Annotated in this window: 25 protein-coding genes; 14 read left to right on the top strand and 11 right to left on the bottom strand. The window is 42.3% G+C overall.

What is annotated here, in order from left to right; all coding sequences use genetic code 11:
• Positions 1-107 precede the first annotated feature (107 nt).
• The 3 genes from KEJ24_01760 (at position 108) to KEJ24_01750 (ending at position 3791) form a co-directional block, all read left to right on the top strand.
• Positions 108-1355, top strand: a complete 1248-nt coding sequence (locus KEJ24_01760) for a tRNA (N(6)-L-threonylcarbamoyladenosine(37)-C(2))-methylthiotransferase (GenBank protein MBS7646552.1) — start codon at positions 108-110, stop codon at positions 1353-1355.
• A 122-nt stretch (positions 1356-1477) separates the two neighbouring features.
• Positions 1478-3382: a phosphoenolpyruvate carboxykinase (GTP) gene (locus tag KEJ24_01755; protein ID MBS7646551.1), complete on the top strand. Its 1905-nt coding sequence runs from the start codon at positions 1478-1480 to the stop codon at positions 3380-3382.
• A gap of 139 nt (positions 3383-3521) precedes the next feature.
• Positions 3522-3791, top strand: coding sequence for a translation elongation factor-like protein (locus KEJ24_01750; GenBank protein ID MBS7646550.1), 270 nt, complete (start codon positions 3522-3524; stop codon positions 3789-3791).
• A 64-nt stretch (positions 3792-3855) separates the two neighbouring features.
• Here the strand turns inward: KEJ24_01750 and KEJ24_01745 are convergent, their stop codons facing one another.
• From KEJ24_01745 to KEJ24_01720, 6 genes are all read right to left on the bottom strand, one after another.
• Positions 3856-4470 (bottom strand): 4Fe-4S dicluster domain-containing protein, encoded by a 615-nt coding sequence (locus KEJ24_01745; GenBank protein ID MBS7646549.1) that lies wholly within the window; start codon positions 4468-4470, stop codon positions 3856-3858.
• A 92-nt stretch (positions 4471-4562) separates the two neighbouring features.
• Complete coding sequence (gene sfsA / locus KEJ24_01740) at positions 4563-5276, bottom strand: DNA/RNA nuclease SfsA (protein ID MBS7646548.1); 714 nt, start codon at positions 5274-5276, stop codon at positions 4563-4565.
• 60 nt (positions 5277-5336) lie between these two features.
• On the bottom strand, positions 5337-6458 hold the full coding sequence (locus tag KEJ24_01735) for a TIGR04084 family radical SAM/SPASM domain-containing protein (GenBank protein MBS7646547.1): 1122 nt from the start codon (positions 6456-6458) through the stop codon (positions 5337-5339).
• Positions 6459-6490: 32 nt separating this feature from the next.
• Entirely contained in the window at positions 6491-7696 is a 1206-nt protein-coding gene (locus KEJ24_01730) for a hypothetical protein (protein MBS7646546.1), read from the bottom strand.
• Positions 7697-7916: 220 nt separating this feature from the next.
• A complete protein-coding gene (locus KEJ24_01725) occupies positions 7917-8906 on the bottom strand; it encodes a polyprenyl synthetase family protein (protein ID MBS7646545.1) in 990 nt (329 codons plus the stop codon).
• A gap of 7 nt (positions 8907-8913) precedes the next feature.
• Positions 8914-9234 (bottom strand): helix-turn-helix transcriptional regulator, encoded by a 321-nt coding sequence (locus KEJ24_01720; protein ID MBS7646544.1) that lies wholly within the window; start codon positions 9232-9234, stop codon positions 8914-8916.
• Between the two features lie 216 nt (positions 9235-9450).
• Between KEJ24_01720 and KEJ24_01715 the strand changes: the two genes are divergently transcribed.
• From KEJ24_01715 to KEJ24_01670, 10 genes are all read left to right on the top strand, one after another.
• Positions 9451-9876, top strand: coding sequence for a PadR family transcriptional regulator (locus KEJ24_01715; GenBank protein MBS7646543.1), 426 nt, complete (start codon positions 9451-9453; stop codon positions 9874-9876).
• A 124-nt stretch (positions 9877-10000) separates the two neighbouring features.
• A complete protein-coding gene (locus tag KEJ24_01710) occupies positions 10001-11296 on the top strand; it encodes an amidohydrolase (protein MBS7646542.1) in 1296 nt (431 codons plus the stop codon).
• Positions 11297-11340: 44 nt separating this feature from the next.
• Positions 11341-12303 (top strand): ATP-binding cassette domain-containing protein, encoded by a 963-nt coding sequence (locus tag KEJ24_01705; protein ID MBS7646541.1) that lies wholly within the window; start codon positions 11341-11343, stop codon positions 12301-12303.
• A gap of 35 nt (positions 12304-12338) precedes the next feature.
• Positions 12339-13073, top strand: coding sequence for an ABC transporter permease (locus tag KEJ24_01700; protein ID MBS7646540.1), 735 nt, complete (start codon positions 12339-12341; stop codon positions 13071-13073).
• Positions 13074-13856, top strand: a complete 783-nt coding sequence (locus tag KEJ24_01695; GenBank protein ID MBS7646539.1) for an ABC transporter permease — start codon at positions 13074-13076, stop codon at positions 13854-13856.
• A 253-nt stretch (positions 13857-14109) separates the two neighbouring features.
• Positions 14110-15807: a hypothetical protein gene (locus tag KEJ24_01690; protein MBS7646538.1), complete on the top strand. Its 1698-nt coding sequence runs from the start codon at positions 14110-14112 to the stop codon at positions 15805-15807.
• A 4-nt stretch (positions 15808-15811) separates the two neighbouring features.
• A complete protein-coding gene (locus KEJ24_01685) occupies positions 15812-17149 on the top strand; it encodes an MBL fold metallo-hydrolase (protein MBS7646537.1) in 1338 nt (445 codons plus the stop codon).
• A 93-nt stretch (positions 17150-17242) separates the two neighbouring features.
• Complete coding sequence (locus KEJ24_01680) at positions 17243-17485, top strand: hypothetical protein (GenBank protein ID MBS7646536.1); 243 nt, start codon at positions 17243-17245, stop codon at positions 17483-17485.
• Positions 17486-17612: 127 nt separating this feature from the next.
• Positions 17613-18446 carry a hypothetical protein gene (locus KEJ24_01675; protein ID MBS7646535.1) on the top strand — a complete coding sequence of 278 codons (834 nt, stop codon included), beginning with the start codon at positions 17613-17615 and terminating at the stop codon, positions 18444-18446.
• Between the two features lie 134 nt (positions 18447-18580).
• Complete coding sequence (locus tag KEJ24_01670; GenBank protein ID MBS7646534.1) at positions 18581-19369, top strand: tRNA (adenine-N1)-methyltransferase; 789 nt, start codon at positions 18581-18583, stop codon at positions 19367-19369.
• On the opposite strand, the gene KEJ24_01665 is transcribed toward KEJ24_01670, so the two are convergent.
• Complete coding sequence (locus KEJ24_01665; GenBank protein MBS7646533.1) at positions 19366-19662, bottom strand: hypothetical protein; 297 nt, start codon at positions 19660-19662, stop codon at positions 19366-19368. The two genes, KEJ24_01670 and KEJ24_01665, sit on opposite strands and share 4 nt — an antisense overlap.
• Positions 19663-19738: 76 nt before the next feature.
• A complete protein-coding gene (locus KEJ24_01660) occupies positions 19739-20206 on the bottom strand; it encodes a hypothetical protein (GenBank protein ID MBS7646532.1) in 468 nt (155 codons plus the stop codon).
• A gap of 190 nt (positions 20207-20396) precedes the next feature.
• Between KEJ24_01660 and KEJ24_01655 the strand changes: the two genes are divergently transcribed.
• Positions 20397-20642: a 2TM domain-containing protein gene (locus KEJ24_01655; protein ID MBS7646531.1), complete on the top strand. Its 246-nt coding sequence runs from the start codon at positions 20397-20399 to the stop codon at positions 20640-20642.
• A 62-nt stretch (positions 20643-20704) separates the two neighbouring features.
• On the opposite strand, the gene KEJ24_01650 is transcribed toward KEJ24_01655, so the two are convergent.
• The 3 genes from KEJ24_01650 to KEJ24_01640 are packed head-to-tail and all read right to left on the bottom strand — an operon-like array spanning position 20705 to position 22338.
• Positions 20705-20977, bottom strand: coding sequence for a hypothetical protein (locus tag KEJ24_01650; protein ID MBS7646530.1), 273 nt, complete (start codon positions 20975-20977; stop codon positions 20705-20707).
• Between the two features lie 20 nt (positions 20978-20997).
• Positions 20998-22122: a hypothetical protein gene (locus KEJ24_01645; protein ID MBS7646529.1), complete on the bottom strand. Its 1125-nt coding sequence runs from the start codon at positions 22120-22122 to the stop codon at positions 20998-21000.
• A 3-nt stretch (positions 22123-22125) separates the two neighbouring features.
• Entirely contained in the window at positions 22126-22338 is a 213-nt protein-coding gene (locus KEJ24_01640; protein ID MBS7646528.1) for a hypothetical protein, read from the bottom strand.
• Positions 22339-22592: the final 254 nt, after the last annotated feature.

The raw sequence follows: 22592 nt of genomic DNA, 5'->3' as shown, positions 1-22592 counted from the left end.
GTGATTGTAAGAGCACCTCTAGGTTTTTATTTCTTTTTGGAGCATTTAATGTACAAGTCATGAACATTCCACGAGTGTTCCTTAAAAGCTTTGGGTGTTCGACAAATTTGGCTGACGGGGAGGTTATGGCAGGATGCCTAGCGGCAGCTGGGTTCCAACTTGCGCATGGCTTGAAAGATGCTGACATAATTGTTTACAATACTTGCGCTGTTAAGGGGCCTACGGAAAATCGCATGATAAACCTTTTGAAGAATGTTCCTAAAGGCAAAAAGCTTATTGTTGTTGGATGCTTGCCTCTCATAAACTTTGAAAGGTTGCAGCGAGAGGTAACCTTTGACGGGGCAGCTGGCCCAGCTTTAGGCGAAAAAATCGTTGACATTGTTGGGGCAGTGTTTCAGGGCGAAAAGATTTTAGCGTTGGAAGACGCGGAGAAGGCTAAGCCGAGTCTTAATCTTCCGCGAAGACGTGTGAACCCTGTTATTGGAATTATACCAATAAGTTATGGGTGTCTAGGTTCATGCGCTTATTGTTGTGTTGTTTTTGCCAGAGGACGCTTAAGAAGCTACACGATAAGTGAGATAATAGAGAGAGTTAAGACGGACTTGGCTGAAGGGGTGCGGGAGTTTTGGCTTACCTCTCAGGATACGGCGTGTTATGGATTGGATATTGGTGCAAGCCTTCCAGAACTTTTGAGGGCTGTTTGCAGCCTTGAAGGTGATTTCAGAATTCGGGTTGGAATGATGACCCCAAACATGGCGCTGAAAATTTTGGACAAACTTGTTGAAGCTTACAGAGACGAGAAAATCTTCAAGTTCCTTCACCTCCCAGTTCAAAGCGGAGACAACCAGATACTGGAGCGAATGCGGAGATTCTATACTGTTGAAGATTTCAAGCAAATAGTAAACATCTTCCGCGAAGCTTTTCCTAAGATAACTATAGCCACCGACGTTATCTGTGGTTTTCCTGGCGAAACATGGGAAGCATTTGAAAAAACCATGCGCTTGCTAGAAGAGGTTAAGCCGGACATAGTTAATACGTCAAAATTTTTCGCAAGACCTAGAACCCCAGCCGCTAAGATGGATGGCTTTGTACCATTTCCTGAGATTAAAAAAAGAAGCTCTGTTTTAAGTCGCTTGGCGTCAAGAATAGCCCTTGAAAGAAACAAGACGTGGGTCGGTTGGGAAGGCGAAGCTTTGATTGATGAACAAGGTGCTGTCCAAGGTTCATGGATTGGCCGAAACCAAGCCTACAAGCCGATAGTTGTGAAAAATGGGGAAAACGTGCTTGGCAAAGTTGTACATGTTAGAATTTATAACGCTTCAGCGACATATCTTGAAGGCATATTTTCTAATTAAAACAAGATTTATTGTAATTTTTATAATAAAAATTCGGAAAGGTTGGCTGATTCTGTTTTTCTTACAGTTAAAGCTTCTGAAAGCTTATATGGGACTCTGTTTAATCCGCTAGGGAATTAGAAATGCTGCAAACCAACGAGATAAGTTGCTGTCTTCAAGCGATAAGGCATAAGCTGGACAGAGAGGATTATGATAAGCTCCACCTCATAAAAATTCCAAGAGTTCACCAGTTCATTGTTGAGTGTGCAATGCTTTGCAATCCTGAAGGAATTTTTGTCTCTGACGATTCGCCTGACGATATAGCTTACATCAGGCGGATGGCAATAAAGACAGGGGAAGAGAAACCCCTTGCGACACCCGGGCACACGGTCCATTTTGACGGTCCCTATGATCAAGGCAGGGACCGTGAAGCCACAAAATATCTTGTGCCAAAGGGAGACTACCTAAGTAAGGCGCTGAATCAAATTGACAGAGATGAAGGGCTGGCAGAAGTGAAAAGCCTACTCAGGGATTCGATGAAAGGACGTACGATGATTGTCCGTTTCGTATGTCTAGGCCCCCTCAATTCCGTCTTTTCAATTCTAGGCGTACAATGTACAGATTCGTGGTATGTTGCCCATTCAGAGTACTTGCTTTTCAGACCGGGATACGAAGCATTTGTTAAGGCACCTTCTGACACAAATTTCCTAAAGGTGCTGCACTCTAGCGGAAGAGTTAATGAAAACATGGTTAGCATAGACCATGACAAGAAAAGAATCTACATAGACTATACTGGGGGTACAATCTATAGTGTCAACACGCAGTATGCCGGCAACTCTGTGGGATTTAAAAAGCTCGCATTTAGGCTTGCCATAAGAAAGGCAAATCAAGAGGGTTGGCTCGCGGAGCACATGATGATTATGGGAGTGCACGGACCTGGCGGCAGAAAAACATATTTTGCCGGAGCCTTTCCAAGCGCTTGCGGCAAAACTTCAACCGCCATGCTTCCTGGAGAAACTATACTTGGCGATGATATTGCCTATATTCGCAACATTAACTCTGTAGCAAGGGCTGCAAACGCCGAATGCGGTATTTTCGGCATCCTTCAAGGCATAAACCCTAAAGATGATCCAATACTTTACAAGGTGCTTACAAGCCCTGGTGAAGTAATTTTTTCAAATGTTCTGGTGAAAGATGGAAAACCCTACTGGCTTGGAATGGGTTGCGAGTTGCCTAAAGAAGGAGTCAACTACACTGGACATTGGTGGAATGGCAAAACAGACGAAAATGGTGAACCTATACCACCCGCCCACAAAAACGCCCGCTACACAGTATCATTGAAAGCGCTGGAAAACTGTGATCCAGAGTTGGACAACCCTATGGGCGTTGAACTTGGCGGAATAATGTATGGAGGACGTGACTCCAAGGCGTATGTACCCGTTCAGCAAAGCTTCAACTGGGAACACGGCGTGATCTGTTACGGGGCAGCCCTTGAAACCGAAACAACCTTCGCTACAGTTGGGAAAGAAGGTATACCGGAAATAAACATGATGAGCATACAAGACTTTATTTCCATACCAATGGGGCAAAATATACGAAACAACCTAGACTTTGGAAGAAAACTCAAAAAGCCGCCTATAATATTCGGGGTAAACTACTTCCTAAGAGACTTGCAAACCGGAGAATATCTGAACTCGCCGAGAGATAAGCACGTGTGGGTCAAGTGGATGGAACTGCGAGTACACAACGACGTTGGGGCGAGAATCACCCCCACTGGACTGATTCCGAAATACGGGGATTTACACACGCTTTTTAGACAAGTTTTGAGTAAGGAATACCGCAAAGAAGACTATACAAAACAATTTACCATACGTATACCAGAAAACCTCGCCAAAATTGAGCGAGTTGAAAAGTTTTACAGGGAAAAAGTTGCTGACACACCGGAGGAACTCTTCATAATCTTAAATCAGCAACGTGAACGCCTTCTAAAGGCGAGAGAAACGTTTGGAATGGATTATATTCCGCCGGAGCTTTTCGAGGAAGAGTAACTTTTGAAAACAGAGCCTTTCAACCTTAAAAACCACTTTTGGTTGTGAGCAGAGCGTCTAGAACCCGCAGACGCCTCGGGCAGAAGCTACTTTTAAGACAAATTATTTATGGAAAGCTAAAACATCTATAGTTTCGGAGATGAAATATTTGAGGGAAGAGAACCTTGTTGAAGTGGGACGTGTAACTCACTACTTTACCAAGATTGGTGTGGCTGTTGTTGAACTTAAGGCTCCGTTAGCTGTTGGAGACCGCATAGTTATCAAGGGCCCAGCAACTGACTTCGAACAGGTTGTGGAATCCATGCAGATTGAACATAAAAATGTGCAGAAAGCCGAGGCTGGACAAAGCGTAGGTCTGAAGGTGGCGCAACGTGCAAGAGAAAAAGATATAGTGTACAAAAGGCTTTAGCTCATCCTTTTCCTCAGCCCTCATTTCCAGTCTTTTTGTTTATCTTTTGTTGAGGGCATGTGCACTACTTTAGCTTGTAACCCCACTTTTTGTTTATTGCCTCGAGTTTTTCTGAAAGTCTCTTCGCTCTGTCCTCGGCTTCCTCAAACAGAACAGCCCACTCTCGCCTTTTTACAAGGTTGGTTAGCTTATCGATGTTTGTCGGTATTTTCTCCATGGCTGTAACCCACTTCTTTGTCACTATATCATCTCCAGTCACTAGTTCCAAGGCTTCTTCTGGACAGAATCGAACACACTGGGGTCCTTCTGGATCGTTTTTGCATAGGTCGCAAACCAAAACCGAGGATTTGTCCGGGTGAAGCGAAATCCCACCGTATGGACAGGCTTGAATGCACCAGCCGCATCGATCGCATTTAGTCTCATCTATAACGATGAAGCCTTCTTCAGACTGAATTAGGGCGTTTCTAGGGCAGGCTCTGACGCAAGGCGCGTTCTCACAGAGTCGGCATGTTAATGCAAGGTTGAAGGCCGGAGTAAGCCGTATGACCCTAATTCTAGACCTTAAGGGGTTCCAAATCGGCTCGTTTTTCTCTAAAACGCAAACATACTCACAGAGGCTGCAGCCCGTGCATTTAGCCGGATCAACAGCCACAAACTTTCTTGAAGCAGCCTTAGCCATGAATCGCATCTCCACCAAGCTTAAGTTAAATGTTCTCATGCAAAACTTGTTTTTATTAATTTCCCTTTTCAACAGCTGAAAACAAACATATTTCAAAGCATGATCTTAACTTTTCCATTCAAAATTATCTTGTTTCCGGCGAATCTTGTCGAATAAGCATAAACTTCTAACCCATGTTTAACCGCTCTCAGGAGGGCTTCTCCAAACTTCGGATCGGTCCCGTCATTCACGGTAAAGAATTTGGCGTCGCTTCTTTGAATTATAAAGAGTACAGTGGCTCTAAAACCTTCATCTAAGGCTTTGGCAAGCTCTAAAACATGTCTAGCGCCTCTTTCGGTAGGCGCGTCTGGAAACATGGCAACACCGTCTCGGACAAGAGTGCAGGACTTAACTTCCAAAAGGCAAGGCTTAATTGCCGACCCGCCGCGAAGGAGAAAATCAAACCTTGCATGTCCATAGCGGTACTCGGGTTTAACAACTTTATAACCGCTAAATTCTGGTAAATCCCTGTTTTTTAACACCTCAAAAACAAGCTTATTTGGTAGACGAGAATCGACAGAAACAATTGCACCGTTTTTATATACGCCTACAATGTCATAAGAAGTCTCTCTTTTGCTTTTTGCGGTGTTGCTTTTTCTCAAAATCACTTGTGCGCCAGAAGTCAAAAGTTCATCGAGTCTTCCAGGATTTGGTAAGAAACATTGCTGGCTTTTCCCTTTAACCTTTACCAAAGCGGAAAATCTAGTCACGCGCCTTTCGAAAACACCCTCTGAGAGTTTACCCTCGATTTCAATGAAATTGGCCAAGCTCAAGACTATTAAAATGGACTTTTAATTTTAATTTTGTCGTTAACGCAAGGGCAAGGATTATGGAATTATTTCACAGCCAACATATTGCATGAAATCAAAATCTTGCATTTTTATTCTGCCAGTTTCAATTAGTGCTTTGATTCTTGGTAGTTCATATTTTATGACGTTGATCATGTTTTCAACAGTTTTACAGACAAGCTTGTAGGCTTCGGGTTTCCAGCGTTTCGTTATATTTGCGTATAGGCATCTGCCTCCGCAAATATTGAATATCCCGCAGTTTATGCAAGGCTCGTTGACAAAGATTTTCCTGAGCCTAAGCGGGTGCGTCGTGCTTATATGCCCCAAATAAAAGTCTCTTATACCCCACATGCTTGGACAAGGCGCTATATGTCCGTCCGTTTGGATGGCATAGTTTATCCAGCCGGCGCCACATCGCAGAAGAGTTTTCTCCTCGCCCTTCAGAAGGGATTGAGCAACGCCGAGAAATGGGTACAAACGTAAAACAACACCGTATTTCTCCATGTGGTCAACCCAGAACTTGACTAGGCGGCGGATTCCGGGATTATAGCTTTTCTCACTCCACTCCTTGAATTTTCGTTTTTCAAAATCGTTCCAGAAGCCAGCGTTAAGCTGCCAATGCACAGATGAAAATGGAAACTCGCTATTGCTTAGCAGCCATAAAACCTGCTTGTAGATGTCAGTTTCCTCCATGACTGTCATTCGTGCAATAATCTCGCCGTTAAAGCCGTTGTGCTTGATCAACTTTAAATTCTCTATGACTTTGCTGTAAACACCCTTTCCACGGTAAAAATCGGTTAGGACTTCGTCTCCATCAACCGACACCAAAACAACACTAAACCGGTTCACGTATTCCGGCCCTAAGCAGTCTAAATGCAGGCCATTCGTTTGAACAGCAAAATATTTAGCATTAACCCGATCCATAATGCGTCTGATATCTTCTAGGCATAGTAGCGGCTCCCCACCATAAAAAATCAAAACACAGTCTGGATCCAAACTGCAAAAATGTTCCAACGACTCCAAATCATAGCTTAAACGCTTGGGCAAACAATAATCAACATTTAAACCGCCAAAGTCATCCCCGAAATCTTCTACTGCTTCGCCGAAACAATAGCGACACTGCAAATCACACTCAGACGTCAACATCAAATGAAAGAACACACAGCCCCACCACCAGAGAAAAAGCATCTAACTCAGCCTCTTGTAAACTTTTCCCTAACCCGCTTAGCCCGCTCAATGTAACTCCTAAGCTCCCGCTCACGAAGCGTCTTCTCAGGCAAAGTCTCAGGAGCAAACATTAGAGGAATAACTGCAAGAAACAGAAAGAATGCAGCAAAAGAAAAAATTGCATATTCTGATATGGCATTTATTATAAATGGACCTATTGTTACGCGCAGGAAGCCTGAAAATATGTACGGTATTATTCCGATGACATAATATTTCTCGCTCGGCTGTTCATGAGCTAAATCCCCCCATATTGTAAACCAAAAGACTACGTAAAAGATCCCCCATGCAACTCCATCGGCAATTGTATAAAAATACCACACATAAAAATTGTATGGGTTAATCCCAAGCATTGCATATGCAATTCCGAATATTATAAAACCCGTGATGAGTACTTTTCTTCGTCCGACATTGTCCGCAAAAAAACCAGATATTAGAGCGAAAAATATCGTTATTATGCTACTCACAAGAGCTGAGTGGTGGACGAACTCCTCACCGTAAATTTTGCTGCATATAGGCCAACCTAGATAGTTAACAATTGAAAATGCACTCCATGGGGCAAGATAAAGTAAAACCGCTCTCTCTTTTACAAGTAAAAATACGAAAGAAACCTCTCTTTTCTGCTTATAATTTAGAAAATAATCATTAAGAAAACGAAAACTTATTAAACCTAATGATCGAAAAGCGGTTAGAACTAATACGTTCCAAAATGAGTTCATAGAAGTTATAAATCCAGAAACAAATAATCCCATGAACATAAAAAGGATTAGTATGCTCCCGAACCATGCTCTATTTCTTTCCTCAGTTATATCTGCGAAGATACGCATGCAAGAAGGAAAACCTAGACCAAATGAAATACCTACCAGAGATAAAAGGAATAAGATGTTAAAGGTCGTTACAGGTATCATTTCTAGCATTGCAAGCGCTAATGAGGAAAAAACACCAAATAAATTCCATAGTAAAATAAAACGTTTCAGGTGAACTAACTTACCTGAAATATAAGCACCCCCAGTCATAGAGACGATTATAACTGAAAAAAAGACAACATTCAAAATTAACTTCTCCACTTGATTAAGAAGTATTCTGTCTATAACCCCTCTAAGAACCGTGGAAGCGTGATAGTACCAAACAAATAAATTGGCGATTGTTATAATGGTTCCTAACTTAACCTTCATGCACTTATCTATCTTCATAGAAAATTTTCGTACTTGCATTATTTACTCGTTAAATTTGTTTGCCATTGTTTCTAGATAAAGATTTGTTATTTTGAATATGAAGTCTCAATAAACATGCGCAACATTTTTAAGTTTTGTTGAACAACAATACAAGTGGGAGTGGGATGAAGGCTCGAAGGAAATCTACTAGATTCACATGGCCGCCATTGTGGTGGTAAATTTAGAGATCACTTAGAGCTAATTTCGTTAATTTTTGTAGTAGTGCTACCTCCTTACATTTTTTCTTATATTTGTTAATTAACTTATTTATGTCTTCTATTGATCTATGCACTTTATTCTTAAATTTTTGAACTTCGTCTGTTTCTAATACGATTTCCGCTAAATTCGCTGTATCGTCGTCGGTTAGTTCTTTCTTTTTGAGCAAATGAATTATTTTTTCTTTTGATTTTTCATTACTTATAGCATATAAGACCGGTAATGGCAGACACTCGTTGTCCCTTCTATTTCTAATCTCTTCTACTTCGAAAATGTCTACAAATTCATTCCTGATATTCATTAATAAACCCAATAATCTTCCAATCCTGCCCCATTCTTCAACTTCCTTTGATGTTGCACCACCTATCAATGCGCCGACGCGTGCAGCAACCTCCGCAATGGTTGCTTTTCTTGTAAGAATACGTAAATATTTTTCTGGATCTATGTTCCAATTACCTTTAAAACTAACCTCCTCTGATTCTGCGTCTCCCAATTCAAAAAAACCCTGTTTTATAAGCCTTTGCACATCTTCTCGCTGCTTCTTATTAAGATTTCCGCAAGCCATGCTTAGAATTGTCAGACCTTGAATAAAGAGAACGTCTCCTGCAACAATGGAAAGATCTTTTCCAAACTTACCGTATACCGTTGCCTTTGAATTTTTCACTTTTGATTCATCTATTACATCGTCGTGGATATCTGCGGCTCCTGTGAGAAGGACTAATGCAGCGCCTATTAAGGTTGTCTTTTCAGGCTTCCCTCCTACAGCTTTGCAAGCTATGGCGAGTAGCGCTGGATGGTGAAAGTTTCGCCACCCTTGCATAAAATAGTTTAGTGCCTCGTTAAGTGGAGTATATTCAAACTTTTCTTTGGTTATAACTTCTTTTGCGATTTCATAAGATTCTCTTCCAAGTCGTTCTATTTCAGCTAATATTTTTCTAACAGCTTTTTCGCTCATCTTATATCTATTCTCTATCCTTTATTTGCTCCTTTATTAGATCGTGGTATGTTTTTAGGTATGTTTTTCCTTTTTCTGTTGTTGTGTATATTTTTTTTGTGCGTTTTCCTTGTTGTTGTTTTTGGCTTGTGATTAGACCTTTGTTTTCTAGTTTTCGTAGTAGTGGGTATAGGGTGCTGTGGCGTATTTTTAGTCCTGAGAAGTTTTCTATTTGTTTTTTTATTTTGTATCCCCATGTTGGTTGTTTGTTTATTATGAGTAGTATTTGGATGTCGAGTAGGTTTTTGGTTATGTGTTGAACAATTTCTTTTTTGAGGTTTTCTTCCATTGGCTGTTGTCCTTTTTATGTTCTGATTTTGACCTGTTTTCGTTGCGGTTTATATGTTTTACGGGTTTTTGATTGATGGTATGATGCGTTTTATTTATGCTTTTTTATGCTGTTGGTATGTGTTAAGTTTTATATCCATCTTTAGTCTGTATAGAGTCTTGCGATACATATTACAAGAAACTGTTGAACAAAACCCGGTGGAGCGGAAAAATAAAAATGAATACCACAAAGGAAGTTCAAATTAAACTCATGAAGGGCCTCCTAGACCTAATAGTGCTTCAGTTCCTCAGCGGCCAACCCATGCACGGCTACCAGATAATAACCAAAATCCGCAAAACCTTCGGCGTTTATTTCGGTCCAAGCACCATTTATCCGCTTTTGAACGCGTTAGAAAAAAGCGGATACGTGAAAAGCGAATGGGACATGAGCAACGACAGGCCCAGAAAAGTTTACAAGCTTACACCTGAAGGACGAAACCTATTAACATTCACAGAAGACTCGTTAAACTTCATATGCAAGAAAATTGGAACAGTAGGGGTCCAGAGAGACATTGCCCTAAACAGTGAGACGACACAATCAGCACTGCATTCTCTCATCAAAAACGGTGAAGGCATAAAAACACGAACCCCATTTCTAAGATAGCCTAAAGACCCAAAAACTGTGGGAAAGGAGGTTCCCTTTTTAAAAGCCTAAGGCTTAACGCTCTTCTTATAAATTACGCTTCCTCTTTTAGGTTTTAGGTGAAGTTTTGGAGAAAGCAGACCTCATAATCCAAGGATGCCTAATCCTACCAATAAATAACAAAAGCGCAATCCAGAATGGAGCTATAGCTGTAAAGGATGGAAAAATAACCTTTGTTGGAAAAGCCTCCTCTATCCAAGGGATTACGGCAGAAAAGACAATAAACGGCAGAGGCAAAGTTGCAATTCCCGGCCTCGTAAACTGTCACACTCATGTGGCAATGACGCTTTTCCGCGGTTTAGCCGAAGACAAGCCTTTAGACGTTTGGCTGCAGGAAACAGTTTGGCCTTTAGAGGCAAAACTGACAAGCGACGATGTTTACGCTGGAGCGCTTCTAGGCTGCTTAGAAATGCTGAAAAACGGCGTAACCTGTTTTGCAGACATGTACTTCCATGAAAAGGCTGTTGCAGAGGCTGTGCGCCAAAGCGGCATAAGAGGAGTCTTAGCAGAAGGGATAATCGAAGCTGGAAACAAAGAAACTGGCGAAAAAATGTTCAACAACAGCGTGGATTTTGCGAAAAACTTCAACGGCTTTGCAGAAGGCCGAGTAACCACAATGCTAGGCCCTCACGCCGCCTACAGTTGCAGTCCAGAACTGCTTATAAAAGTTAGAGAAAAAGCCTCAGAACTTAATTTAGGCGTTCATATTCACCTCGCAGAATCCGCTGAAATGTTTAAGAAGTTTGAAAAGCTTCATGGCTGCTGCGAAGTTGAATTCCTCCATAAGCTGGGATTTTTTGAAGGCCATGTACTGGCAGCTCACTGCATAAACTTGTCGGAAAAAGATAGACGCGTCTTAGCTAAACACGGTGTTAACGTTGTCCACGTACCAGTAGCCAACATGAAACTAGGCCTAAACGTTGCAGACGTCAAAGCGCTTCTTGATCATGGCGTTAAGGTAGCGTTAGGCACTGATGGACCGGCAAGCAACAACACGCTTGACATGTTTGAAACCATGAAGTTTGCCGCTCTACTGCAGAAACATATTCACCACGACCCCACAGTTTTGCCAGCATATCAAGTTTTGAGAATGGCAACTTTGGACGGTGCCAAAGCCTTGGGTCTTGGCAGAATAACGGGCTCCTTGGAGGTAGGAAAGAGGGCGGACATTGTGCTTGTGGACGTTTCTAAACCTCATCTAAAGCCTTTAAACGACGTTTACGCCGCCCTAGTCTATTCAGCCCGTGGAAGCGATGTGGACACTGTTATCGTGGACGGAAGAATTCTTATGGAAAACAGGAAAGTTCAAACATTAGATGAATCGGCTGTTATGGAAAGAGCTGAAAAGTGTACTGCTGATTTATTGGCGCGCAAGCTTTAAGTATTAAACGTCTCAACGTGTCTATTTCCAGTCTGGAATGCAGAATGCCCCCAATAATTCGCATTGAGAACTTAACAAAAAAATTTGGGAATTTCACGGCTGTTGATCACCTCAATTTAGAAGTTGAAGAAGGAGAAATTCTTGGATTATTAGGTCCAAACGGTGCTGGAAAAACAACAACAATTCTCATGCTTGCAACCGTTATAAGACCTACAGAAGGCACAGCATATGTGAACGGCTATGACATCCGGAAAAACCCGGACAAAGTTCGAGAACTATTAGGAGTTGCCTTCCAAGAGCCTAAAATGCTATGGGTTAGCACTCCATGGGACATTGTTAACTGGCACGCCAAGGTTTGTGGATTACCAACACAGGAGCGCAAACGGAGAGTCCACGAGGTTCTAGAAGCCTTGGACATGTGGGAGCACCGTCACAGAAATGTTCACGCGCTTTCCGGCGGTATGCGGAAAAGAGTTGAAATAGCCAAGGTGCTTGTTCAGAGGCCTAAAATAGCCATTGTAGATGAACCTGCAGCACAGATTGATGTGGTTGGCAAACATAAAATTTGGAGGATGCTTCGTGAACTATGCAACGAGGGAACAACAATAATCCTTGCAACTAACGAGCTTTACGAGGCTGACGTGCTCTCTAACCGAGTGGGCATAATGCATAAAGGCAGACTGCTTGTTTGCGATACACCTCAAAAGCTCAAAGACAGCATCGTAGGCGGAGACATTGTCGAAATTCAATTTGAAAAGGAGCCTCCCCAGGAAATTGTCGAAGAACTCAGCCAATTCAAAGAAGTTGTCAAAATCATTAAGACAAAGGCTTCCATACTTCGCCTATACTTGAACAAAGTTGAGGAAGTTGCGCCAAAAATTATGAGCAAACTGATGGAGGAAGGTGCCACTATCTCCTCTATCCGCATGAGCGAGCCAAGCCTCGACGATGTGTTCGCCCATTACACTGGCTTGACGCTGGAGGAGGCGCAAAAGGGAGGAAACTAGAAACGCGGAAACTCTTCTACGTCGTTGAGCGGGATATCCGCTTATTCTTCCAGTATAAAGTCATGGTTATTATGAGGGCTATCTGGTTTATTTCACAAATAGCCTTTTTTGGACTTATAGCCTCCCGCATGGTCGCTGTTGAGAATTATTTCCGCTATTATGTTGGCGGCTTATCCATTATGACGCTTTACTCCGCGGCCATATTCATCGGCTTCGACATTTATGAGGAAGCTGAACACGGTGTTTTTGAATACCTTCTTAGTCTGCCAGTCACAAGGAGACAACTTGTTCTTGGGCGTTCTATAGGTGGAGGGCTCCGCGCCTTCATATATGTCAGTCCATTGATTTGTATATCTCTCTACGTTATTGGTATAGGGAACCCAGTCAACTTTTTGTTGGCTTTGTTTTCGCTTTTCCTTTTCGCCTTCGGAGTTTCTGGAATGAGCATAACTCTGGCTGTTGTCATAAAATCCAGCGACCGCTACGACATTCTAATGGGCGTTTTGGATGCGCTGATAGTGCGTTTAAGCACAGCCATGTATCCCCTAAGCTTTGTTAAGGAAGCAACTCCAGTTTACGGGTGGATCGCCAACTTTAACCCTGTTACTTTTGCGGCTGACCTTTTCCGCTGGGGCGCTGGAATCGAGGCAGCCTTATCCTTTGAAAATCCTTTGTTGCCATTTCTCGGAATAGTCCTGTTTTTCGTCTTTTTTACGTTTGTAGGCATAGTTCTTTATGATAAAGCCATTGAAGGCGGCGGGTGGCAGTAAATGAGGCATATTGTGCACATACTTGAAAATGATTTTAGAAATTTTCTCCGCTATAAATGGTGGCTTGTAGGCTTAATAAGCATGAACCTAACTGACTTGTTTATTATGGCCATAGTTTACAACCGCATGCTGAACCCGGAATTATCTAGGCAGATAAAAAGCTACTTTGACTTTTTTGCGCCTGGGTTGACTGTTACGGGATTATTTGCTTCCGCCTTCATGATTGGACGAGAGGTAAACATGGAAAGAAGGCGAGAAGTTCATCAGTACATGCTCAGCTTGCCGATGACAAGGTTTGAGCTTGCCCTTGGCCGAGTACTTTCAGGAGGACTGCGAGGAATGGTGTACATGGCACCTTTGTTAGCTATATGCTTTGCCTTTGTCGGCCTTCCAACACCGGCTCAGTTTCTTGTGATTTTGCTTGTGCTGTTTTTCCTCGCCATGGGAATTTCAGGCTTAAGCATAGCTATAGCTGTTTCCACAACAAGTCTCGACAAGTTTGTGACCGCGAGGGGTTTGGTTTATTATCTATTATTCTTCTGTAGTAGCGTATTCTATCCGTTCTCGCTGATTGAGCAACTTGGGCGAGAGGGCAGGTTTCCAATGTTTCTTGTAACTTTTGCGAGGGTTAACCCATTAAGCAACGCTTCAGATCTTATTCGCTCCTTTATTCTGGGAACACCATCCTTTTCGGCTGAGATGATCGCTAGCGTTTTGATTTTTTCAGTTGTCTTTACTTTTCTCGCAGCTTTTGCCTACATCAAGTTGATGGAACGCGTCTAACAATAAAGTTAGATTTATGTGTATGGTTGCCTCCTAATTTTTTTAAGCCTTTAACTTTGAAGGTCAATCAGATGTCTAGCATGAAGACTCTCTTTGAGCCTGAAACCGTCATACTGGTGGGTTCCAGCAGGGTTGAGGAGGATGCTGGCTTGGCGTTGCCATTGGGTTGCCGTTACGGCAAAATAATAGGTAGACGCTAAGCTATATCTCATGGAAATGTCACACCTACATTGGAGCAATTACTGGTGAAAAAGTGACGACGGGACATAAGCAGCTTAACCGGAGACTAGAAAGGCAAATTTACGAGTTTTGTAGACAGATTTCCAACTTGCGTCCTATAACAAGCATTTGCATCTGCGGTGGTTCAGCGTTAAATCTTTCGAAAGCGTTGCTTGAGGTTTTAGTGGTTATTGATGGGGTTAAACCCGGATTAATGAATTATGTAAAATTCTTTAATGGTAAACCCGCCATTTTCTATACGGTGGACGAATGGATTTTTGAGAAAGACGTGGAATCTGGCTTTTTAGGCGAGGCTTTCGCCATTCACCTTATTTTTCCATACGTGCCGCTGGTTAATGCTAGCTACTTGAAAACAAACGAGATTAAGCTTAAAAAACGTTTTATTCTTGAACTCTTAGAAAACTTAGTGCTTACATTTCCAGAACTTTCATACGAAATCCGGATAAAACCTGAGTATTTCATGTATGAGGCTATGCTGAGTAGGGCGCGACTGTTTCCACCAATCTATCCTATGCTTCTCTATATCTTTAGGGAAGAGCAGAGAGAACAAGCTGTTAAACAAGTTATGGAAGGATATATACTTGCCCTGAATGAGTTGGAAAAGGAAGGGGTAATTGAGCGTGTAGACACAGAATTTTTTAAGGTTTCAAAAAGTTTTATCGAAGCCTTAAAGCACAGAAAAGTTTTGTTCACAAACCTATTTAGGTCTGCACAGAAAGCCTTGTTTACATCGCTTCTGGGAACTTTTCCAAAAGTTTTAGGTGTTTTGTCGGAAAATGTTGATGCATTTTTAAAGTTTCAGTTCTTCGAGAGCGGGGAAGGCGGGTTTAAAATGAAGTATACCCTCATGGATCCTAGGATGTATTTGTTTGTGCCTACTGCAAACGGGCTTGTCCCCTTGACTGCTGGAATGAACATAGAAGGATTCGCGAGAAAAATCCTTAAGGTCGGCGAAAAAGCAAAGGTGACTGTAGAGGATTTAGGCGGGATTCTAAATGATGTTTACTTGGTTAGGGTTTCCACGGATAGTGAAGAGCACAAGGTTGTTGTAAAAAGTTTCAAAGATTGGTCCAGCTTTAAATGGTTCCCATTAACCTTGTGGACTGTTGGAACAAGAACTTTCGCCCTTCTTGGGCGTTCAAGACTTGAGAGGGAGTGCTCCATAAACCAGTTTCTATACTCAAGGGGCTTCGCAGTTCCAAGGCTTTTGGGCATAGATCACAATGAAAGACTTGTTTTCATGGAATATTTAGAAGGCGAAACATTAGAAAAAATCGTTAAAAGAATCCTCGATGGGAAGGATGCAGACGCTGTTGAGAGAGGACTGAGGCTAGTCCGCAAGGTGGGTGAGGTTTTTGCGAGAGTTCACGCTCTTGGTGTAGCATTAGGCGACACAAAACCAGAGAATATTCTCGTTGGAAGGAATGGTGAAATTTATTTGATGGATTTTGAGCAAGCCTCGCGGAAGGGTGACAAAGCATGGGATGTTGCCGAATTCCTCTATTACATTGGGCACTATGTGCTGCCTTTTGTTGGAATGAAGCATGTTGAAGCTGTTGTGAAGGCTTTTCTTGAGGGTTATCTAGAGGCTGGCGGGGACCTAGGGGCCGTTAGGGCTGCTGGAAAACCAAAATACACGAAAGTTTTCAGCGTGTTCGTTCTTCCTCACGTAATTCTGGCTATCTCAAACATTTGTAGAAAGGCGGGTTAAAAGAATGGTGCAAAACAAAACAGCCTTAATTTTTTATGGTGGTGTGAACGAAATCGGTGGAAACAAAATTCTTCTTAAAGACAGGGATACTGTGGTCTTCTTTGACTTTGGAATGTCTTTCGCTCTGCGAAAACAGTATTACTCGCCTCCGTTTCTTTCACCTAAGAGCGAGAGAAGCCTTCAAGAGTTAGGTATCCTTCCAAAACTTGAGGGTGTTTACCGTTTTGACGAAAAATCGCCAGCTGTAGACGCTGTCTTTCTTTCCCATGGGCACATGGACCATTCGGCTTACTTATCTTTTGTGAAGAGGGAAATTCTAGTCTACTGTGGTGAAACAACTAAGACAATTTTGCAAGCTTTTGGCGAAATCCGCAAGGCGGACTTGGAGTTTAATGTGGAAGGCATAGAGTTCCACACATTTAGGACTGGTGACACTGTTAGAGTTGGCAGTTTGGAAATTGAGCCTATACACGTTGATCATTCGGTGCCTGGTGCTTATGGCTTTGTCATTCACACTTCAAATGGAGCTGTTGTCTACACGGGTGATTTCCGGGATCACGGTGCAAAGGGTGAGATGACGCAGGAGTTTGTGGAGCAGGCTAAGGCTGCTGAGCCAGTGGCTGTTATTTGCGAGGCCACTAACATGACTAGTGTTTCGGTTTCCTCTGAAAGAGAGGTTGAAGCCAAACTGAATCATATTGTCAGCCAGACAGAGGGTTTAGTGCTTGCAGAGTTTGCCTACACGGATGTGGATAGGCTTAACTCTTTCCATAGGGCAGCCTTGAAGAACAATCGATGTTTAGCTGTTTCACTACGTCAAGCCTACTTAATTGAGGCGCTAAGCGGCGACCGGAAGCTTCGCATTCCAAGGCTTGGTGACGAGGGAATCCTTGTTTTTCGAAAGTCGAAGGAGCGCATGTACGCTTGGGAAAAGCAGATTCTTGAACGTTACCCAGAAAAGGTTGTTGATGTCGAACAAGTTTCGAAGCGTCAACAGAACATAGTTCTAACAATGTCCCTATATGACTTGGAGCAGCTGGTGGAGATCCAGCCTAAACCTGGCAGTTGCTATGTGTTTTCCTCTTCTGAGCCTTTCAACGAGGAGATGGAAATAGACTTTGAAAGGCTTGCTAATTGGCTTAGGCATTATGGTTTGCCCCAGTACCATGTGCATGTATCGGGACACATTACCCCCTTAAGGCTGAAGGCTTGCCTAAAAGAAATGAACCCTGAGAAAATTTTTCCAGTGCATACAGAGAACGCTGAGCTTTTCGCCAAGTTCATGCAAAACCTTAAAAGCCATGTTACGATAACGGAAAAAGGCAGAGAATACAAGCTTTAAGACTAATGTGGAAAATTAATCTTAATGCTTCGTTGTGGTTTAGGATTCACAACCTATAAGTTAAGACGGTATTTCTTAATATTTGCGATGACAATGAAAACAGCAACCACGGCCAAACTAAACCGCCTCCAAATTCTCATCCACAGCTTAGGCCTAAGCTGCCTAGGCGGAGCCATATTCCTCCAAATACTAGTTTTCACGGACATACTTCAGCAAGGCTATTTTTTGGCTATGGAAAGTAACCCAGCTATTTTAGCCTTCGAAATAGCCCTCACATTTTTTGCGCTCATTTATTTTATGTACATGTATTTAAGGTTCATCCGCTCAATAAGATAGCCGAACATAAACATAATTCTTAAAAAAGAAACGTCTAGAAAACAGCAAATAACAAAAGAAGAATTTAAAAACATTAAATAAAACTTGCAAAATTATTTCGACAATCAAAGTTAGGGATGGGGATGATGTGAACAAGAGGATGATAATAGCACTTTTCGCATGCCTAAGCCTACTACTTGCCTCAACATACACAGTCAAAACACAAACCCAACTTGATGATACAGAAACGTTCTTTGACTCCAAAATTTCATGTGTGAGACTTCAAGTGAACGCCACATCAAGAGCTAAACCACCCGATAATATCTCGGTTATATTAAGTTTAACGTCTCTGGTCACTAAGGTTTATGTAAAAACCATTAACCTAACCATTTACGGGTTTGTGAACGGAACTGAAAAGATTGAAATTTACAGTAATGCATCAGGAAAACTCGTACTCAGTAAGGACAGCACAGTTGCTTTCCCACACCAAATTTTCGTGCAGGAGAATGTCTACGGCGTTATTTATGGAGAAATTTACCTTGAATATGATGCCACAGTCAAGGATGAGCTTGGACGGGAACTGCCGTATCCCTTTCAAGGAACCATAGGTTTTGTTTTGACGCGTGTTGAGAATGTTTATCTTGAATCGCTTGAAGAAGAGCTTGAATCTCTTAAAGAACAACTTCAATCGCTTGGAGACCAGCTTAATAGTACGCAGACCATGTTAGAGGAGTTGCAAAACGAATTGTCTGAGCTAAATCGGACTTTCACGGAATGTTTTGGAAAGAACCTTACCCGCGAGGAGCTGTTGAACATAAATCAAACTCTATGGCAGTTGCAGAATGACTACGAGTCTCTTAAGGGAGTTAAAGGTGAACTCGACGGCACACGGACTGCCATAATTTTCTTGGCGGTTGTCGCAGTTTTCTTTGTTGCCACGACGCTTTACTTGGTGTTACGGAAACCTAAAAGCTATTTGTAGCGTCTCCTATCTTTTTCCTTTGCGTTAAGACCGTAAACTGCGATGGAAGTGGGTCTCTCATTTTCAAAGGCTTAAATTGTTTAACATTTATGGTATCTCATGAGCAGTGAAGTCTCTTGTCGAGCAGGACGATAATGGAAGGCGAATATGTACTTCTCTACTTGGATCAGCGGAGAACATATCTCGTTAAAGTTGAAGCTGGAAAAACTTTCCACACTCATAAAGGTTTCATAAAACTTGATGACTTAATTGGCAGGGAGTACGGCTCCACGGTTTCAAGTAGCCTCGGCGTTCCGTTCACAGTTCTTAAGCCATTGCTTCGCGACTATATAATGAAGAGTGTTAGGCGAACTCAAATAATGTATCCGAAGGATATCGCTCTCATTATAGTTTTCAGCGGTATAGGTCCTGGCAGCCGCGTTGTGGAGGCTGGGACAGGTACAGGTGCGTTAACAACAGCCTTAGCCCACTTTGTTAGGCCTGACGGCCGCGTCCACAGCTATGAAGTCAGAAGCGAATTCCTTGAAACAGCCAAGAAAAACATAAAACGGGCTGGCTTGGCGGATCTTGTAGAGCTTAAAAATAAGGATATTACTGCTGGCATAGACGAAGAGGATGTAGACTCCGTTATACTGGATATGGCGACGCCTTGGCTTGTTGTTTCCCACGCGTATCAGGCATTAAAACCATGTGGAACAATTGTTTCTTTTAGTCCAACCATAGACCAGGTGGTTAAAACTGTTGAAGCCCTAAGGGAAAATGGCTTCATAGACATAGAAACCATAGAATGCCTAATGCGGGGAATGCAAACAGAACGTGGCAAAACAAGACCCCAAACGCTTATGACTGCGCACACGGGCTATATAACCTTTGCAAGAAAAGCCTTAAAACAACCGCCTAAGAAAGAGAAACAGAACTGTTAATGCAAGAACTTAGCCCTAACAACGAAGTAGACGGCCAAAGCGACTGCAAGGCTTAACGCCAAAATCCACAGTTCAGCGAAGTAACTCTGCACCGGGGTCTCGCATGTTACACAAGGTATTAGGGTTCCGCGGTCTCCGTAAAGCTCGAGATTTTTCATTCTCTCTGGAAGAGATTGAGGGACAGCTTTTTCAAAATGTCCTAAGTCGGCAGCTGGTACGATGAAAAGCGGAATGATCACCAGCAGTGTTCCAAGCACTGCTGCAGTCAAGGTGTAAACAAGGCTTTTATTCAAGGAGTTTTCACCTCTGCAAATTTTATGTTTCTTAGCTTTTTAAATCTAGGTTTTAGAACAGCTTTAAGGCGCTTTTTCAAATGGGTTTCGCCCTCCAAACTCGGATTGTTTCAGTCCAGAAGGCCACAGTGGCGATAAGCCCAAACATGACGGCGTAAAGGTTCGGCCATATATTGCCCAAAAGGCATAGCACAACATAAGTGGCTAGCATTGTTGTAAAAAGAACTGAATAGAAAATGTATCGAGGAACCATAAAACGGCCCATGCGAGTGAAAAACTGTAAAATTCCAATTTTCACTTCTTCCTTAAGTATATACTCGCCTGTTGGCTTCTTACTAATGAGGCCTAAGTCCTCCAGTTTTTCGAGATGGTGAACCGCTATACTTGGGCTTGAAAACTTTAAGGCTTTCTGGACTTCGCGGACGCCTACAGTGCGGCTTGGCTGCTGGAGTATATACCAGTAAACGAGTAACGTTTTTCCTTTCAGTGTGGATTCCAAAACTGTTTGGTCAAGCTTATTTTGAGTTTTGGGGTTTTTCGCCAAACTTAACCGCCAAACTAATCATTTGTAGGATTGGCATTAAAAAGGCTAACCCAGCATTTTAGGAGATGATCTTGCCAAATAATTCAAATGTTTGCAGCCGCATGGGAAGCTTTTTAAACGTTGTCTAACATCATTTAAACGGTTATGTCAACGGTAGAAGATTTTAAAGAAGCATGGAAAGAATTGGAAATTGAAGAGGCCAAATAGAAGTTTCCTTACACACCTCGTGGCATACATTATAGTCAACGCTTTCCTCATAATTGTCAATCTCTATGCATCACGTGATATTCTCTGGTTTCCATGGGTACTCGTCGGATGGGGTTTAGGCTTAGCCTTCCACTTTGCGTTTTCAAGGAAACGCTTTGTACTTTATGAATGGGAAGAAAAAGTAGCCAAGATAGAGTTGCGAGCAAGGAAAAAATCCCAAAAAACATAAACAGAATTCACTGTGCTCCTATAACATGAAACTTGGCGACGGAAGTTTCTAACAATAATATTCTAGACAACTGGTTTTAGCTTAATTTTCCTTACATTATTTTCAACCTTGGTTTCTATGTAGTGTATTTGTGTTCTTGGCTTTATTCCATACACTAGGGTGGCGCCATTGATCTGGCATATTTTTAGGTGCACGTTGGCTAAAGCTCTTAAATGGCTGGTTATTCCTGTTGTTGATCTTGCAATGTTAATCCTCAAATCTTCAAGGTTCCTAGTTCTTGCTATATCCTCACTTAGAATTTTTAAAATCTCTCTTTCCCCATAAGTATACTCCAAAGCATCGTATCCCACGATGGTTAACACTGGTTTTTGTGTTTTTCTCGGAGTTTGGTTACGGCATCCCAAAATCTGTTCATATCCTCTGCTATGAATGCACCCCTAAGAGGCAAGACATAGGTAGGAACTTTCAAGGTTTCGCCGGCTACTCTGAAATCAACTATCCTAAGGTTTTCGTTTATGATATTTTCATCTACGTGTGGTTCCAAAATTTTTTTGCAGGCTTGAGCGCTTAATCCTTGTGGTGGAAGAAGGGCTGCTCCATGTTCTTGGTTAAGGAAGTTACACACCGTAGGAGCTATGAGACGCTCTAGTGGGAAAGCCACATCAGCATCCACTTCAATAAGATTAAATCCCCCTTTGACGAAGCTTTCACCAACAAGCTTGTCCAAATCACGTATCCCTGTTGAGTAGTTTTTATCATGAGGGACAACTTCATACTTTCCTAAATCAGAAGTAAAAATGGTTTGAGGTGGGAATACATGAAAGCCGCCATCCAACGTGAATGTAAGCGTTGGATAGTTGATTCTGGTTCCTCTAAGCTTTACAATCTCCATTTCTCTTAGCAGTCTTTCATTGTAAAGTTTTCTTTTAAGCAGGATTACGCCGTCGGAGACAAATTCTTCAATTCCCTGGCCTATAGAATTGTTTCCCGCGGGAACTTCTGAAACCATTAAAGTTGTGCATTCTAATTCTTTAACAACTTTCCCGAGGGCTGTGTGTATGAGCGCTCTCGCGTCAATAATTCCTTCATATGCCTGCGAAATGGCTGTAATAGGGTCGATAACAAGCCTTTCAGCGTTTAAATCGCTGACTTTTTCCAAAATCATTTTGGTCAAGTCAGAATGTATCTCTTTCTTGCCTGTAATCATTTCCAAAAACGCAAATTTCCTTTCAGCTTCCAACTTTTCAAAGTCAAATCCAAAAGTCTTCATAAAACTCATGAAGGTTTCGCGACTCTCTCCAAAACTGACGTAAACGCCATTCTCGCCATGAATTATTGCACCCTTATAGAGGAATTGAGCTGAAAAAACCGTCTTACCAGTGCCAGCACCGCCGCAAACAAGGATTGTGCTACCCTTCGGAAAGCCTCCGCTAATTAAGTCATCCAGACTGTCAACTCCCGATGGGGCTCTCTTAGTCATAAATCACGCCTCCACATTACCTTTTTTAGAAACTTCATGATATGCGATAACCAACTCTTTCAACATATGGCGAACCTTCTCAACCGACTCTGGGTCACCTCGCCGGAGAAGTTGCAAAAACTTCTCTGGATCCACGTTGGCTTCGGCCTTCCGCCTAAAGGCCTTAACCCATAAACTAATGAGAACATCTGTTCCATCACCAAAAATCCTCCTCAACTCTTCATAAACTGCTTTAGGACGCTCCCAAAAAACCTCAAAAGGATCACCCCAAGCCTACTCCTCAAAACAAAAACAATGCTTTCCCCAGCTGACTCGCAAAGAGAGTGTGAAACAACATCAATAAACATACGCCTAAAAGCGCCAAGCACGAAATCCTTATCAATAGCTGCCATACCACTCAGACTGCAATTTTATGTATAATTGTATTTATAAACTTTAGGAAAAACAAAACGTGAGTCACGCTAGTTTCT

This window comes from Candidatus Bathyarchaeota archaeon, from assembly GCA_018396705.1.
In the GTDB taxonomy this organism is placed as follows: domain Archaea; phylum Thermoproteota; class Bathyarchaeia; order Bathyarchaeales; family Bathycorpusculaceae; genus DRVP01.
The sequence above is the reverse complement of the archived record's forward strand: the minus strand, read 5'-3'. Positions and strand labels throughout refer to the sequence as shown.